Genomic DNA, 16,239 nt, shown 5'->3' with positions numbered 1-16,239 from the left:
GCGAGGGAGCCTCCGCCGCGATCCCGGAGATTTCGGCCGACGCGCCGGCGAGGACGACGCGATGAGCACGGGACGCGCCGGCACCCTCGACCGGCCGGCGCGGCTCCACCGCCGCGACGGCGTGCAGAACCTGCGCCTCGACGGCCTGCAGATCCTGCGGGCGGCGGCGGCCGTGATGGTCGTCCTGCTCCACGCCGAGCTGCTGGTGTCGCTCCAGGCGGAGGCGCGCGGCCTCGCCATGCCGCGCCTGACCGCCCTGCCGCTCGGGGCCGGCGTCGACCTGTTCTTCGTCATCTCCGGGTTCGTGATCGTCTACGCCTCGGAGCCGCTGTTCGGCGCGCCCGGCGGGGCTGCGACCTTCCTGAGGCGCCGCCTGCTGCGGATCGTACCGCTGTACTGGTTCGCCCTCGCCCTGCGGCTCGCCGTGCTGCTGGCCTTCGCCGCCGCCGGCCATGCGGTGACGCTGGCGTCGGGCGGCGACCCGGCGCCGATAGTGCGGCTCGACGGCCTTCGCCACGTCCAACTGCCGCCGCTGCACGTCAACGGCACCGCCTTTACAAAACTCCTCGGCCCGGACGGGCAGGAAGCGGGTGTCGACCTGCTTGCGGCGCGCCGGGCACGGCTCCGGCAAGCGCTGGACGAGGCTGCGCCCGACGTGGTCGTCACCGAGCTATTCCCCTTCGGTCGCCGGGCGCTCGCCGCCGAATACCTCGACCTCGTCGAGGCCGCCGCGGCGCGGCGCCCGCGCCCGCTTATCCTCGCCTCGATCCGCGACGTGCTCGTGGCGCCGGCCAAGCCCGAGAAGGTCCGAACGGCCCATGCTCAGATCGCCGCCCTGTACGACGCGGTGCTGGTGCACGGCGATCCCGCTCTTCTCCCCCTAGACGCCTCCTGGCCGGTAGACGCTGGGCTGAGGCCGAAACTGCGCTACACCGGCTACGTCGACGAGGCTGCGGAGCCGGTCGAGGCAGGCAGGACCCGCTCGGGCATCCTGGTCTCGGCCGGATCGAGCGCAGCCGGGCTCGACCTCTGCCGCGCAGCGGCCGACGCTGCACGGCAACGCCCGGACCTCGGCTGGCGCATCCTCGCCGGCAACGGCATCGCGCAGGCCGCGTTCGACGCCGTGGGGGCGGAGCTCGCAGACGGGGTGCTGACGCGGGCGGTACCAAATTACCGGCCGCTGCTGGCGCGGGCGGCTGTGTCAGTGAGCGCCTGTGGCTACAACACCGCTGTGGACCTCCTCGCCACCCGGACGCCCTCCGTGCTGGTGCCGTTCGCGGCCGGTGCCGAGACCGAGCAGAGCCTGCGTGCCGCGCACCTCGCTACCCGCGCCATTGCCCGAGTCGTGCCCGAGAGCGCGCTCTCCGCGGCCGCCCTCATCGACGCAGTGGAAGCGGTCGGCGGGGCGCCATCCCCCACCGCGCAAGGCATCGATCTCGGCGGAGCGAAGCGTACCGTTGCCATCGTGGAAGCGCTCTTCGTTGCGCGCGGTCGGGTCACAAGGGCGAAGAAAAGTCCCTTCGACTACCTACGCGCCATCCTCGACGACGGAGGTGAGAACGGCCGCGCGGTTTCGATCTGGTGGCGCGACGACGACGCCGTCGCCGCGACCCCGGCACTCGACCGGCTGCTTGCACTCGCTGAATCGGTAGCGGCACCGCTCCTCGTCGCGGCGATCCCGGCGGGCGTCGCGCCGTCCCTCGGCGCGCGGCTGGCCGATACGGAGCGCGTCAGCCTCGCGGTGCACGGCCTCGCGCATGCGAACCATGCGGCGCCCGGCGGCAAGCCGTCCGAATTCGGCGCCGACCGCTCGCTGCCGGTCGTCATCGCCGACGCCGCGGAGGGGCTGCGCCTCGCCCGTGACCGGCTTCCAGCGGATCGGCTGCTGCCGGTTTTCGTGCCACCGTGGAATCGCCTCGCGCCCGACCTCGCCGCCGCTCTGCCAGCGCTCGGTTATCGCGGCCTGTCGTCCGTACCAGCGTCGGCGGTACCCGGCCTCGTGCGCGCCGACGTAATGCTCGATCCGATCGACTGGCGCGGCACGCGCTCGCTCGTCGATCCAGAGCGGCTGGTCGATACCTTGTGTAGGGCGATCACGGAGGAAGCTAGCGGCCCGATCGGTCTGCTCACCCATCATCTGGCCCACGACGCAGCGATCTGGGACTTCCTCGATGCGCTGCTGGCACTTCTGGCCCGGCACGAGGCGGTAGCGATCCGCGACCCGCGGCAACTGTTCCAGCCGTCGGCGGTGGACGAGGTGGCGTCGGCGTGCTGGACTCAGGCCGCCGACGCGCCCGCGAGGATCGCTTGAGCCCGCTCCTGTCCATCCAGAACCTGCAGGTCGACTTCGGCGGCCAAGGTGCGCCGTTCCGCGCTCTGCACGGCCTTTCTCTCGACGTGACGCGCGGGCGGACGCTGGCGCTGGTCGGGGAATCCGGCTCGGGCAAGTCGGTGACCGCGCAGGCGATCCTGCGCATCCTGCCGCGGGCGGCCACGATCAGCGGCGGCCGCATCCTGTTCGACACCGGCCGCGGCGCGACCGACATCGCCGCGCTTCCCCCAGACGGACCGGAGATACGCGCGATCCGCGGAGCCGGCATCGCGATGATCTTCCAGGAGCCGATGACCTGCCTGTCGCCGCTCCATACCATCGGCGACCAGGTCGGTGAGGCGCTGCGCATCCACGCGAACGCCAGCCGCGCCGAAGCCGACGCGCGGGCGAAGGATGCCTTCGCCCGCGTCGGCTTCCCCGACCCGGAGCGCGCGCTCCACACCTACCCGTTCGAGCTCTCGGGGGGCCTGCGCCAGCGCGCGATGATCGCGATGGCGCTGATCCTCAAGCCCGCCCTGTTGGTGGCCGACGAGCCGACGACGGCGCTCGACGTGACGACCCAGGCCCAGATCCTCGCGCTGCTGACCCGGCTACAGGACGAGACCGGCATGGCGATCCTGCTGATCACCCACGACCTCGGGGTCGTCGCCAACGTGGCCCACGACGTGGCGGTGCTGTATCGCGGCCGCCTCGTCGAGGCCGGCCCGCGCGACACGGTGATGCGAAAGCCCGGCCACGCCTACCTCAAAGCGCTGCTCCACGCCGTACCGCGCTTCGACATGGCGCCGGGCGAGCGCCTGACCCCGATCCGCCCGGCGAAGGCGGTCATCCCGCCGGCGCGCAAGCCCGTCGCGATCGACGGCCCGATCCTGCGCGTCGCCGGCGTCTCCAAGACCTTCACTCTACGCTCCGGGCGGTTCGGCGGCCCGCCGCGGGTGGTGCGGGCGGTCTCCGACGTGTCGCTCGACCTCGCCCCCGGCACGACGCTCGGCCTCGTCGGCGAATCCGGCTCGGGCAAGACCACCGTGTCGAAGATGGTGATGCGTGCGCTCACCCCCGATTCCGGCCGGGTGCTGTTTAACGACGGCAGCGGCCCGCGTGACATCCACGCCCTGGCCGGCGCCGACCTGTTCGCCTACCGCCGCGCCGTGCAGTTCGTGTTCCAGGACCCCTACGCCTCCCTCGATCCGCGCATGACCGTGCGCCAGATCCTGACCGAGCCGATGGAGATCCACGGAATCGGCACCCGCGAGCGCCGGGCGCGGGCCGAGGCGCTGATGGCCATGGTCGGCCTTGAGGCCGGCGCGCTCGGGCGCTATCCGCACGCTTTCTCGGGCGGCCAGCGCCAGCGCATCGGCATCGCCCGCGCACTCGCCCTCGATCCGAAGGTGCTGGTACTCGACGAGCCGGTCTCGGCGCTGGACGTCTCGGTGCAGGCGCAGATCCTGAACCTGCTGAAAGACTTGCAGGCCGCGCTCGGCCTGTCCTACCTCATCGTCTCCCACAACCTCGCAGTGATCGACTACATGGCGGATACCATTGCGGTGATGTGCCGTGGGCGGATCGTGGGGCAGGCCCCGAAGGCCGCCCTGTTCCGCAACCCGGTTCACCCCTACACCCGTGCCCTGCTCGCCGCGGTGCCCGACCCGAGCCTCGACCACCCGCTCGATTTCTCTGCGATCACCGGCGACCATTCCGACCCGGTCCGCTGGCCGGAACCGTACCGGCTGGCGCCGGACGAGGCCGGGCACATGGTCGAGATCGAGCCGGGCTACTTCGTCCGGCAAGGCGCGGCCGACGCGCGGCGCGCCGCATGAGCGCGCCCCACCCGTCGCGCACCCTGGAACGCCTTCGCCGCCGGGTGCTCGCGCCATTCTTCGACCGGCTCGGCTACGACCTCGTGCCCGCCGCCCCCGACTGGTCGCACCGGCCGACCTCGCCGCGCGAGGTCGAGCTACTCCTCCGCTTCGCAGCCGAAAGTCTGGAGCGCGACCTCGCCTCGTCGGGGATCGCGACCGCGCTCGACGTGCACGCGGCGACGCGACAGTTCTGGGCGTTGATCCCGACGGCGCCGGTACGCCAGCGGCGCGGCGGCAGCGGCTTCAACGGCGCGCTCCAGCTCTATGTCGCGATGCGGGCGCTAGCGCCGGCCACGGTGATCGAATCCGGCGTATTCCGCGGGCTGACGACCTGGGTGATCCGGCAGGCCTGCCCGGATGCGACGGTCCATTGCCACGATCCGGACCTGTCGAACCTGCACTATCGCGACCCGCGGGCGCATTACAGCACCGCCGACTGGTCGACGGCAGACTGGTCGCGGCTCGATCCGGCGAAGACGGTCGCGTTCTTCGACGACCACGTCTCGCAGGCGCGCCGCGTGGTCGAGGCTCGGTGCTTAGGGCTCAATCGCCTGCTGTTCGACGACGACGCCGCCGGCCATCGCATCCACGCCCACGGCGGCCCGGCGCACCCGACCATCGCGATGATCGAGACCCTTCGCGATGCGTCTCGGCACGCTGCAGCCGAACCGATCCGCTGGCAGCGCAACGGCCGCAGCTTCGAACAGGCGATCGACGACCCGCTCGCCCGCGAAGCCGCCGCCGGCATCGCCCACGCCCACGCTTTCGACGACCTGCACCGCGCGACCGGCTACTCGCCGGCGCGGCTCACCTACGTGTCGGTGCATCCCCCGGTGCCAACCGCGAGCGGGAGGGCGGCGTGAACGATCGGGACAGGCACGACGTGCACATGTCGGATGGCGGCCTATCCCGCCGCGCGTTTCTGGTCGGCGTCGCGGTCGCCCCGGTGGCCTTCCTCGTCCCACGTTTCGCCCGCGCGGATACCCCAGCGCCAAGGCCACCCGAAACCCCGCTGGTCGTCGATCCCCTCACCGCCGGGCGGAAGCTCGGCACGCGCGGCGGGACGATCCGCACGCTGATCGCGAAGGCGCGGGACGTTCGCTACCTCTCGGTCTACGGCTACACCCGCCTCGTCGGGTACGATGCCGACCTCGTACTGCAGCCCGACGTGCTCGCCGCTGTCGCGGTCGAGGGCGGACGGTTCACCTTCACCCTGCGCAAGGGCCACCGCTGGTCCGACGGCGAACCCTTCACCACCGAGGACTTCCGCTACTACTGGGAGGACGTCGCGAACGATCGTGACCTGAGTCCGGGCGGGCCGCCCGACTTCCTGCTGGTCGACGGCCGTCCGCCCGTGGTCGAGATCGTCGATCCGATGACCGTGCGCTACGTCTGGGAGCGGCCGAACCCACGTTTCCTGCCGGCGCTGGCCGCACCACGCGACCCTCTGATCTACCGTCCGGCGCATTATCTCAAGATGGTCCACCCGCGATACGTCGGCCGCGACAAGGCCGAGGCGGCGGCCAAGTCTCAGAAGCTTCGCGGCTGGGCGGCGCTGCACAACCGGATGGACGACAACTACGAGCTCAACAATCCCGATGCGCCGACGCTGCAGGGCTGGCGCCCGCGGACTCGCGCGCCGGCGACGCGCTTCGTGTTCGAGCGCAACCCGCATTACCATCGCGTCGACACCGCGGGCACGCAGCTGCCCTACCTCGACCGCATCGTCATGGACGTGGCTTCGACCGGGCTGCTCGTCGCCAAGACCAATGCGGGCGAGGCCGACTTGATGTTTCGCGGCTTGACGATGCCCGACATCCCGAGCCTCAAGGAGGGCGAGCGGGCGCACGGCTACCGCACCAACCTGTGGCCGATGGCGCGCGGCTCGGAGATCGCGCTCTATCCGAACCTGACGACCCTCGATCCCGGCTGGCGCGCGCTCAACCGCGACGTCCGCTGGCGGCACGCCCTGTCGCTCGCCATCGACCGGCGAACGCTCAACAACACGCTGCTGTTCGGCCTCGGCACCGAGGGCAACGACACGGCGATCCCGGCGAGCAAGCTGTATTCCCCGGAGCTTCGCACCCTGAATGCCGGCTACGACCCTGCGGCGGCGGAAAAGCTCCTCAATGCGGCCGGCCTCGACAAGCGCGACGCCTCCGGCATCCGCCTCCTGCCGGACGGGCGGCTGCTCGAGCTTGTGGTCGAGAGCGACGGCGAGGCCTCGATGGTCCTCGACGGGCTGCTGCTGATCGGCGAATTCTGGCGCGAGGTCGGGATCAAGCTGGTGGTCAAGCCGCAGGAGCGGACGAACCTGCGCCGGCGGTCGATCGCCGGGATGACGGTGATGGTGGCGGCGCAGGGCCTCGACCTCGCTGTGCCGACGGCGATCATGCCGCCGACCGAGCTGAGCCCGGCGCAGAGCGACCACTATTCCTGGCCACGCTGGAGCCTCCACGCCGAGACGCATGGGGCGAGCGGCGAGCCGTGCGACGTCGAGGCCGTCCACCGCCTGATCGACCTCGACCGGCAGTGGCGCGACACCGACGACGTCGGCAAGCAGGCCGAGATCTGGCGCGAGATGCTGATGAACCACGCCGAGAACACCTGGGTGATCGGCACGGTCGGCGGCGCGCTGCAGCCGGTGGTCGCGGCAGAGCACCTCGCCAACCTGCCAGTCAAAGCGCTGTACTCGTTCGAGCCGACGGCGATGATCGGCGTCCAGCGCCTCGACGAGGTGTTCTGGGATCGCCCGGACGAACGCCAGGCGTTGATGCGATGATCGCCGTCCTTCGCCGCGTCCTCACCATGGCGGTGACGCTGCTGGTGATCTCCGCCCTGGTCTTCGCGATCATCAAGCTGCCGCCGGGCGACTTCCTGACAAATCGGATCATGGAGCTGCGCTCCATGGGTGAGGCGGCCTCGGTCGCCAAGGCCGAGTTGCTGATCCGGCAATACGGCCTCGATCGCCCGGTCACCGAACAATACCTGATCTGGGTCGGCCTGATGCCGGGGCCGGCGGGCTTTTCAGGGCTTCTCCAGGGCGATTGGGGCTGGTCGTTCGAGTACGATCGCCCCGTCTCCGAGGTGGTCGGCGACGCACTTTGGCTGACGCTGGTGGTCAACCTCGCGGCTCTGGTCTTCGTCCACCTGGTGGCGATTCCGATCGCGATCTACTCCGCAACCCATCGCCATACGGCGGGCGACGCGATCGTCACCGTGCTCGGCTATGTGGGATTGGCGGTGCCTGGGTTCCTGCTGGCACTGATCCTGCTGTTCTACGCCAACATCTGGTTCGGCCTGTCGATCGGCGGCCTCTACGACGCCTCGTTCACGGGCAAGCACTGGGACTGGCCCAAGATCAAGTCGCTAGTAGCCCACCTCGCCGTGCCGACGCTGGTGATCGGGCTCGGCGGCACGGCGGCGATGATCCGGCGGATGCGGGCGAACCTGCTCGACGAGCTGGCCAAGCCCTACACGGTGACGGCGCGGGCCAAGGGGATGCCGCCGTTGCGGGCGCTGCTGAAATACCCGTTCCGGATGTCGCTGAACCCATTCGTGGCCGACGTCGGCAACCTGCTGCCGCACCTCGTCTCCGGCTCGGTGCTGGTCTCGCTCGTGCTAAGCCTGCCGACGGTCGGCCCGCTGCTGCTCGACGCGCTGAAGAGCCAGGACCAGTTCATGGCCGGCTTCATCCTGATGTTCGTGGCGCTGCTGACGCTTGTCGGCATGCTGATCTCGGACCTCGTCCTCGTCTGGCTCGATCCGCGCATCCGCATGGGGGCGCGCTGATGGTGCCCATGGCGCCTCACTTCGTCGATCCGGCGCCGTTCGACCCAGAGGCCGGTGGCGGCCGCGATTCCGGCACGGCCTACGCCTCGGCTTGGCGGCTGATCTTCCGCAAGTTCCTGGGCCACCGCATCGCCGTCGCCTCGGCGATCGTGTTGCTTGCGTTCTACGCAGCCGTACCATTCGTCGAGTTCCTGGCCCCCTACGAGCAGGCCAAGCGCAACGGCGACTACCTGTTCGCGCCGCCGCAGGGCCTGCACCTGTTCCACGAGGGCCGGTTCGTCGGGCCCTTCGTCTATGCCTACCGCGCCGAGCTCGACATGGAGACATTCCGGCGCGGCTACGTCACCGACACCGCCGCGCCGCAGCCGCTGCGATTCCTTTGCCGCGGCGACGCATACGCCGTCCCAGCGCTCGGCCGGGGCGACTGGCATCTGGTCTGCCCGTCCGAGGGCGGGACGCTCTACCTGTTGGGTACCGACCGCCTCGGCCGCGACCTGCTCTCGCGCATGATCTACGGCGCGCGGATTTCGCTGGTGATCGGCCTCGTCGGCGTCGCGATCTCGTTCGCCCTCGGGCTGCTGTTCGGCGGCGTCGCCGGGTATTTCGGCGGCCTCGTCGACGCGGCGGTGCAGCGGCTGATCGAGGTGGTGCGGTCGCTGCCCGAGCTGCCGCTCTGGCTCGCGCTGTCGGCGGCACTGCCGCCGAACTGGAGCCCGCTCTGGGTGTTCTTCGGCATCACCATCATCCTCGGGCTGCTCGACTGGCCGGGCCTTGCGCGCGCGGTGCGCGGAAAATTGCTGGCTTTGCGCGAGGAGGACTTCGTGCAGGCCGCCGAGCTGATGGGTGCCTCACCCGCCCGCGTCATCGGCCGCCACCTGATCCCGAACTTCATGAGCCACCTCATCGCCTCGGCGACGCTGTCGATCCCGACGATGATCCTGGGCGAGACCGCGCTCTCGTTCCTCGGCCTGGGCCTGCGGCCGCCGGTGACGAGCTGGGGCGTACTCCTCAACGACGCCCAGAACCTCGCGGCAGTCCAGCTCTACCCCTGGCTGCTGCTGCCGTTGATGCCCGTGCTGGTTACGGTGCTGGCGTTCAACTTCCTGGGCGACGGGCTTCGCGACGCCGCCGACCCGTATCATTGAGACGTGCGAGGGCGGGGCTCGCCCCGCGGCGCGCCCTGCCGCATAAGGCGGCGAGATCGCCCGCGAGGACAGTTCCGTGACCGTCACCCAGATCACCCATCACGACCTCGACGGCTACGGCGCCGTGGCGATCGTCGGCAACCATGTCGACGTGGCGCGGGTCGTCCACGTTCCGCGCTATTCCGACGTCGGCCCGGTGGTCGAAGAGGAGTTGAAGCGGCTCTCGAAGACGGACGCCTCCGAGACGCTGATCATGACCGATCTCGGGCTCGAACCGGTGGCGGTGAAGTTCCTGAAGAGCTTCGCCACGATGAACCGCAAGCGGGCCGAGGATGCTCGCCACCGCCTGATCGTCCTCGACCACCATGCTTCCTCGATCGACCAGCTTCGCCAGCACGGCGTCGAGCCGGTGGACGAGACGGCCTCGCCGAAGCGCTTCGACTTCGAAGACCCGGGCGTGGTCGTGCTGATCGACGAGACCTGCTGCGCCACCAAGATGGCGCATGCCAACCGCGCCCTCTACGCCGCGCGCGAGGGCGAGGACCTGACCGCCCTGGTCGAAGCGGTGGACGCCCTCGACCTGTGGAAGAAAGAGCGCCCAACCTTCGCCGGCGGGCTGATGCTCGACGAGGTGTTCTGGGACAACGTCGCCAACCTCGTGCCGGTCGGACATCCCTGGCACGACCGCTTCGTCGTGGCCTTGCTGCGCGCGGTGTCCGGGCTGATCGACGAAGGCCTCCCCCCTGCCGAGATCGAGACCCGCGTCGCCGCCTTGCGCCGGCAGGTGCTCGACAAGCTCCTCGAAGGCGAAACGGAGGACGATCGCACCCTGACCACGCGGATGCGGATCGCCCGCGTCCTGGCGCGCTCGGACGTGCTATTCCGGCCGCTCTCGGATGGGACCCTGATCTCGTTCGGCCTCGATTCCGGCACGTTCCAGCGCGTCTCGGACCTGATCATGGACCGCGGCGGCGCCAAGCGCGTGTGCAACGTTCAGCGCACCGGCTCGCTGTCATTCCGCTCCAACGACGAAACCGCGCTCGACGGGGCGCGCAAGTTCCGCGGCGGCGGCCACAAGGATGCCGCCGGCGGCAAGCTTCCCGCCGGCTCCGCCTTCTCCCTTGCCGACGCGATCGCCCAAGTCGAGCCGATCCTCAACCCGCCGCCGCCTGACCGTTCGGCAAGCCCCTTCGCGGCGTTGAAGGATTGGAAAGGGTAGTTCGTCTCCAAAAGTCGCAGGTAGATCGGATCGATTGTGCAATCGCTTCGCGATGGCTAGGATATTGCCTGGCTGAGATATTGCTCGAAGTCTGCCCGTAGGACACACCGAATTTTTGCTGGGATCGTGCCAGCGTCGTCAACCGGAGTCGAGAAGCTCATGTCCGTTCGGCAAGGACCGCAGCGGCGGGCGCCGAGGAAGTCCGCGGTCGTCCCGGACGTGCCTGCGGATTCGCAGCGCCTCGACAACCAACTCTGCTTCGCCGTCTACGCCGCCGCGCATGCCTTCGGCCGTGCCTACCGTGCGCTGCTGGGCGAGCACGACCTCACCTATCCGCAATACCTCGTGCTGCTCGTGCTCTGGGAGGAAGAAGGCTTGTCGGTGAAGGAGATCGGCACGCGCCTCTTCCTCGATTCCGGCACCCTCACGCCGCTGCTCAAGCGCCTCGAGGCGTCGGGCCGCGTCCGCCGCGCCCGGGACCGGGCGGACGAGCGCCAGGTGAGCATCTTCCTGACCGACGCCGGGCGGGCCTTGCGCGAGCCGCTGGCTTGCATCCCCGACCAGGCCGGCGGCATGACCGGCCTCGACGTCGAGGGGCGTCGCGCCCTGCTCGACCACCTCGTCACCCTCCGCACCGGCCTTCACGACGGCACCGACGCCTGACCAAAGTCGTCTGATACCGGGCAAACGAAAAGGGCCGCCACCGCTTGAGCGGGGCGGCCCTCAGCCTGTCCGGCCGGGTGGTCGATTGCCTCAGGCTTATCGCCGGGCGATCAGGTCCTCAGATCAGGTCTTGGACTTCAGGTAGGCGATGATGTCGTCGACCTTCTTTTCGTCCTTGATGCCCGGGAAGACCATCTTGGTGCCGGGGACCTTCTTCTTCGGGTCGGCGAGCCACTCCTTAAGGTTGGCCTCGTCCCAGGTGATGCCCGAGTTCTTCAGCGCCGCAGAGAACGCGTAGCCGTCGCGGCCCTCGCCGGCTTTCTCGCCGACGATGCCCTTGAGGTTCGGGCCGACGCCGTTCTTCTCGAAGTTGTGGCAGGACTTGCAGGGGGCGAACGCCTTCTCGCCTGCGGCCGCGTCGCCTTCCGCCTGGGCGGCGACCGGCAGGAGCAGGGCAAAGGCGGCGCCGAGGATGACATGACGCATCGGGGTATTTCCTCCGTTGTGACGGTTATGGCCGTCAGGCTTATGGCAGAGCTTTGTCGATTGGAACAGGTCGAAGGTGCAAACGCGGCTCGTGCCGTTCGGGCGCTGCGACCAAACGTTGCAGCATCCTCCACCTCGTTCCAGCCGGCCGATCGACGGCGGTGCGGGCTCGCCCATGTTGGGCTAGACTGCCCACCAACAGGTCCCCGCGTCGCCGTCCGACACCTTTACCGCCCGCGCCTGACCGTGGGCTGAAGGATCGCCGGCGTCGCTTAGGGGACTTCGAGAATTTCGGAGGCCCACGCCATGTCCATCCGCTTCCCCGAGCCCGATGCCGGCGTCGTCGCGCGCCGCGACGCGATCGTGGCGGGCCTTCGGCCGCTGGTCGGCCCCGAGGCCCTGGTCACCACGGAGGACGAGCGCCGCGCCTTCGAGACCGACGGGCTCACCGCCTACCGCAAGATGCCGCTGGCGGTGGTGCTGCCCTCGACCACGGCCGAGGTCTCGGCGGTGATGGCCTATTGCCACGAGCACGGCGTCCGCGTCGTGCCGCGGGGTGCCGGCACGTCGCTGGCCGGCGGCGCGATCGCTCAGGAGGATGCGATCATCCTCGGCGTCGGCAAGATGACCCAGGTGCTCGACCTCGATTTCCAGAACCGCGTCGCCCGCGTCCAGAGCGGGATCACCAACCTCGCGATCTCGGGCGCGGTCAGCCACGAAGGCTTCTTCTACGCGCCCGACCCGTCGAGCCAGCTCGCCTGCACCATCGCCGGCAACATCGCGATGAACTCGGGCGGGGCGCACTGCCTTAAGTACGGCGTGACCACCAACAACCTGATCGGCGTGACGCTGGTGATGAACGACGGTACGGTGGTCGAGATCGGCGGCAACCACCTCGAATCCGGCGGCTACGACCTGCTTGGTTTGATCTGCGGCTCGGAAGGACAGCTCGGCATCGTCACAGAGGCGACCGTGCGGATCCTGCGCGCGGCCGAGGGCGCGCGGCCCGCGCTCGTCGGCTTTTCCTCGGTCGAGGATGCCGGCGCCTGCACTGCGGCGATCATCGCCGCCGGCATCATTCCGGTGGCCATCGAGTACATGGACCGCGAGGCGATCCTGATCACCGAGGACTTCGCGCAGGCCGGCTACCCGCGCGACGCCGAGGCGATGCTGATCATCGAGGTCGAGGGCTCGGACGCCGAGTGCGAGGCGATGCTCGCCCGCATCGTCGCGATCGCGCAGGATTTCCGCCCGACCAGCATCCGGGTCTCGAAGTCCGAGGCCGAATCCGCCGCGATTTGGAAGGGCCGCAAGTCGGCTTTTGGGGCTACGGGGCGCATCTCCGATTACATCTGCATGGACGGCACGATACCGACGGGCCAGCTCTCGGTGGTGCTGGAGCGGATCGGCGCGATCTGCAGGGCGCAGGGCCTGCGCGTCGCCAACGTGTTCCATGCCGGCGACGGCAACTTGCATCCGCTCATCCTGTTCGACATCAACAAGCATGGTGAATTGCAGAAGGCCGAGGCCGCGGGCGACGAGATCCTCAAGCTCTGCGTCGAGGTCGGCGGATGCCTCACCGGCGAGCACGGAGTCGGCATCGAGAAGCGCGAGCTGATGCGCTTCCAGTACACCCAGGCCGACCTGGAGCAGCAGATGCGGGTGCGCAACGTCTTCGACCCGCACTGGATGATGAACCCGGCGAAGGTCTTCCCGCTCGAAGGCCGGGTCGCAGCCTGAGGACGGCCCACGCCGCGTTGACACCCACGGGACTTGCCGACATCCCTGCTGCGATGTCTCGGACCGACGCTTCGCACGTTCTCGCCCGCCCGGAGCGCCGCCTCGGCCGGACTCCGGAGCGCACCCGGACCGTGCCTGGTCCGGCACGATGACGTCCGCCCACGAGGACCCGAAGTTCCGCTTCCTCGCCGAGGGCGGCGAGACCGGCCGCGAGATCCTGGCCAAGGATTGGCGCGGTTCGTCGCTCGGCCCGCTCGCGGGCTGGCCGGTGGCCCTGCGCACCACGCTCGCGACGATGCTGGCCTGCCCGGTGGCGATGTTCCTGGCCTGGGGGCCGGACCTCCTCAGCTTCTACAACGACCCCTACCGCGAGGTGCTGGGCGACCGCGTGGCGCGGACGCTCGGGACCCGGTTCCCGGAGTTGTGGGCGGACCTGTGGCAGGACATCGGCCCACTCTGCGACCGGGCGCTTTCGGGCGAGAGCGTGTCGGTGCACGACCTGCCCCTGACGATGTACCGCCAGGGCCGGCCCGAGCAGACCTGGTGGACGTTCTCGTACTCGCCGGTCCACGACGATTCCGGCGCGATCGCAGGGATGATCTGCATCACCCGGGAGACCACGGCGCAGGTCCTCGCCGAGCGGGCACGGGAGGAGAGCCGGAACCGACTCGAGCTCGCGCTCTCGGCCGGCGACGGCATCGGCACCTGGGATTGGGACGTCGCGGCCGACCGCGTCACGGCGGATGCCCGGTTCGCGCGGCTCTACGGCGTCGACCCGGACCGGGCTGCCGCCGGGGCGCCGATCGCCGCGTTCTTCGGCGGCATCCATCCCGACGACCTGCCCGGCATGCAGGAGCGGATTGCCACGGCGATGCGGACGGGCGGCGAGTTCTCGGCCGAGTACCGCCTGATCCACGAGGACGGCGTCCGCTGGGTCGCGGCGCAAGGCCAGTGCGTGCTCGATGCCGAAGGCCGGCCCGGACGGTTCCCGGGGGTGACCTTCGACATCACCGAGCGCCGCACCGCCGAGGAGGCGCTTCGCGCGGCCGCGCAGGAGCTGCGCCTGGTGGCGGACGCGCTTCCGAGCCTGATCGCCTTCATCGACCCGACCCTCACCTACCGCTTCGCGAACGCCGCCTACGAGACCTGGTTCTCGCGCCCGCTCTCGGACGTGATCGGCCGCACCGTCCGCGACCTGATCGACGAGGACGGCTTCGCGCGACGCCAGCCCGCCTTCGCCGCCGCGCTCGCTGGCGAAGAGATCCGCTTCGAGATGCCGTGGCCGCACGCGGACGGGCGCGAGCGCGTCGCCGACATCCGCTACATCCCGCGCCGGGATCGCGACGGCGCCGTCGACGGCTTCTACGCCTTCGTGCAGGACGTCACCGACCGGACGCGGATCGAGGCGGCGCTGACGCGAGAGGTCGAATCGCGCACCCGCGAGCGCAACCGGCTGTGGGAGACCACGACCGACCTGATGGGCACCGCCGGGCTCGACGGCTACCTCAAGGCGGTCAACCCGGCCTGGACGCGGGCGCTCGGCTGGAGCCAGGACGAACTCCTCGCCGAGCCGTTCGCCGCGATCATCGACACGGACGACCACGCCGAGACCGCCGAGATCCTCGCGCGGCTCGCCCGCGGCGAGACCGTCGACGGCTTCGTCGACCACGTGATCCGCAAGGACGGCGAACGCCTGACCGTGTCGTGGAACGCGGTGCCGGAGGGCGACCTGTTCTACATCGTCGGCCGCGACATCACCGAGCAGCGCGCGGTCGAGGAGCTGCTGCGCCAGGCGCAGAAGATGGAGGCGGTGGGCCAGCTCACCGGCGGCATCGCGCACGACTTCAACAACCTGCTCACCGGCATCGTCGGCTCCCTCGACCTGATGCAGACGCGGATCAAGCAGGGCCGCACCGAGCAGATCGGCAAGTACGCCACCGCCGCCCTGTCCTCCGCGAACCGCGCCGCCGCGCTGACGCACCGCCTGCTGGCCTTCGCACGCCGCCAGCCGCTCGAGCCGAAGCCCACCGACGCCAACGGCCTGATCGCCGGCATGGAGGACATGCTGCGCCGGACGCTGACGGAGCAGGTCAACCTGGAGATCGTCACCGCCGGCGGCCTCTGGCTCACGCTCTGCGACCCGCACCAGCTCGAGAACGCGCTGCTCAACCTCGCCATCAACGCCCGCGACGCGATGCCGGACGGCGGCCACCTCGTGGTCGAGACCTGCAACACGCACCTCGACCGCGCCTACGCGCGCGTGCACCCGGAGGTGGAGCCGGGCCAGTACATCTGCGTCTGCGTCACCGACACCGGCACCGGCATGCCCCCGGACGTGGTCGCCAAGGCCTTCGACCCGTTCTTCACCACGAAGCCCCTGGGCCAGGGCACCGGCCTCGGCCTGTCGATGATCTACGGCTTCGCCAAGCAGTCGGAGGGGCACGCCAAGATCTACTCGGAGGTGGGGTCCGGCACGACGATCAAGATCTACCTGCCGCGCTACCGCGGCGAGGCGGCGGCCGAGGGGACCGGCCCCGGGATCGCCGCGGCCTTGCGCGCCGAGCGCGGCGAGACGGTGCTCGTGGTCGAGGACGACCCGGTGGTGCGCGACCTCATCGTCGAGGTGCTGGCCGAGCTCGGCTACGCCGCGCTCGAGGCGTCCGACGGTCCGACGGGCCTGCGCATGGTGGAATCGCGGGCGCGGATCGACCTGATGGTCAGCGACGTCGGCCTGCCCGGCCTCAACGGACGCCAGCTCGCCGACCGCGCCCGGCTGGTGCGGCCGGGCCTGAAGGTGCTGTTCATCACCGGCTACGCCGAGAACGCGATCTTCGGCAACGGCGGCCTCGATCCGGGCATGCAGATGATCACCAAGCCGTTCCCGGTCGAGGTTTTGGCGAGCCGCATCCGCGAGATCATCGAGGGGTAGGGCCGGACGCGACCTATTCCGCGGCGGACAGGTTGAGGGCGAGCGAGCGGGCGGCGCGGGTACGGCCGCCGGGG

At 70.1% G+C, this 16,239-nt stretch carries 11 protein-coding genes; 10 read left to right on the top strand and 1 reads right to left on the bottom strand.

Annotated elements, in window-relative coordinates:
• Positions 1-61: 61 nt before the first annotated feature.
• The 8 genes from FV222_RS05650 (at position 62) to FV222_RS05615 (ending at position 11,010) form a co-directional block, all read left to right on the top strand.
• A complete protein-coding gene (locus FV222_RS05650) occupies positions 62-2,311 on the top strand; it encodes an acyltransferase family protein (protein ID WP_147813369.1) in 2,250 nt (749 codons plus the stop codon).
• Positions 2,308-4,149, top strand: coding sequence for an ABC transporter ATP-binding protein (locus FV222_RS05645; protein WP_147813367.1), 1,842 nt, complete (start codon positions 2,308-2,310; stop codon positions 4,147-4,149). Before FV222_RS05650 ends, FV222_RS05645 begins: the two co-directional genes overlap by 4 nt.
• A complete protein-coding gene (locus FV222_RS05640) occupies positions 4,146-5,054 on the top strand; it encodes a hypothetical protein (RefSeq protein ID WP_147761942.1) in 909 nt (302 codons plus the stop codon). Before FV222_RS05645 ends, FV222_RS05640 begins: the two co-directional genes overlap by 4 nt.
• Positions 5,055-5,080: 26 nt before the next feature.
• A complete protein-coding gene (locus FV222_RS05635; protein ID WP_147813372.1) occupies positions 5,081-6,973 on the top strand; it encodes an ABC transporter substrate-binding protein in 1,893 nt (630 codons plus the stop codon).
• On the top strand, positions 6,970-7,983 hold the full coding sequence (locus tag FV222_RS05630) for an ABC transporter permease (RefSeq protein ID WP_147751658.1): 1,014 nt from the start codon (positions 6,970-6,972) through the stop codon (positions 7,981-7,983). The genes FV222_RS05635 and FV222_RS05630 overlap by 4 nt, the downstream gene beginning before the upstream one ends.
• A complete protein-coding gene (locus FV222_RS05625; protein ID WP_187277228.1) occupies positions 7,983-9,128 on the top strand; it encodes an ABC transporter permease in 1,146 nt (381 codons plus the stop codon). The genes FV222_RS05630 and FV222_RS05625 overlap by 1 nt, the downstream gene beginning before the upstream one ends.
• 76 nt (positions 9,129-9,204) lie before the next feature.
• On the top strand, positions 9,205-10,347 hold the full coding sequence (locus FV222_RS05620) for a dimethylmenaquinone methyltransferase (RefSeq protein ID WP_147761941.1): 1,143 nt from the start codon (positions 9,205-9,207) through the stop codon (positions 10,345-10,347).
• Positions 10,348-10,566: 219 nt separating this feature from the next.
• On the top strand, positions 10,567-11,010 hold the full coding sequence (locus FV222_RS05615) for a MarR family transcriptional regulator (protein ID WP_238273086.1): 444 nt from the start codon (positions 10,567-10,569) through the stop codon (positions 11,008-11,010).
• A gap of 123 nt (positions 11,011-11,133) precedes the next feature.
• On the opposite strand, the gene FV222_RS05610 is transcribed toward FV222_RS05615, so the two are convergent.
• The gene (locus FV222_RS05610) at positions 11,134-11,496 is read right to left on the bottom strand and encodes a cytochrome c family protein (protein ID WP_147751661.1); all 363 of its coding nucleotides are present in this window, start codon (positions 11,494-11,496) and stop codon (positions 11,134-11,136) included.
• A 306-nt stretch (positions 11,497-11,802) separates the two neighbouring features.
• Here FV222_RS05610 and FV222_RS05605 point away from each other — a divergent pair, with 306 nt between their 5' ends.
• Together FV222_RS05605 and FV222_RS05600 are read left to right on the top strand one after the other, a co-directional pair.
• Positions 11,803-13,236, top strand: a complete 1,434-nt coding sequence (locus FV222_RS05605) for an FAD-linked oxidase C-terminal domain-containing protein (RefSeq protein WP_147761939.1) — start codon at positions 11,803-11,805, stop codon at positions 13,234-13,236.
• Between the two features lie 148 nt (positions 13,237-13,384).
• Complete coding sequence (locus FV222_RS05600) at positions 13,385-16,165, top strand: PAS domain-containing protein (RefSeq protein ID WP_147761938.1); 2,781 nt, start codon at positions 13,385-13,387, stop codon at positions 16,163-16,165.
• Positions 16,166-16,239: the final 74 nt, after the last annotated feature.

This window comes from Methylobacterium sp. WL103 (assembly GCF_008039885.1).
GTDB classification, from domain to species: Bacteria; Pseudomonadota; Alphaproteobacteria; order Rhizobiales; family Beijerinckiaceae; genus Methylobacterium; species Methylobacterium cerastii.
This window is presented reverse-complemented; position numbering and strand designations above follow the sequence as displayed.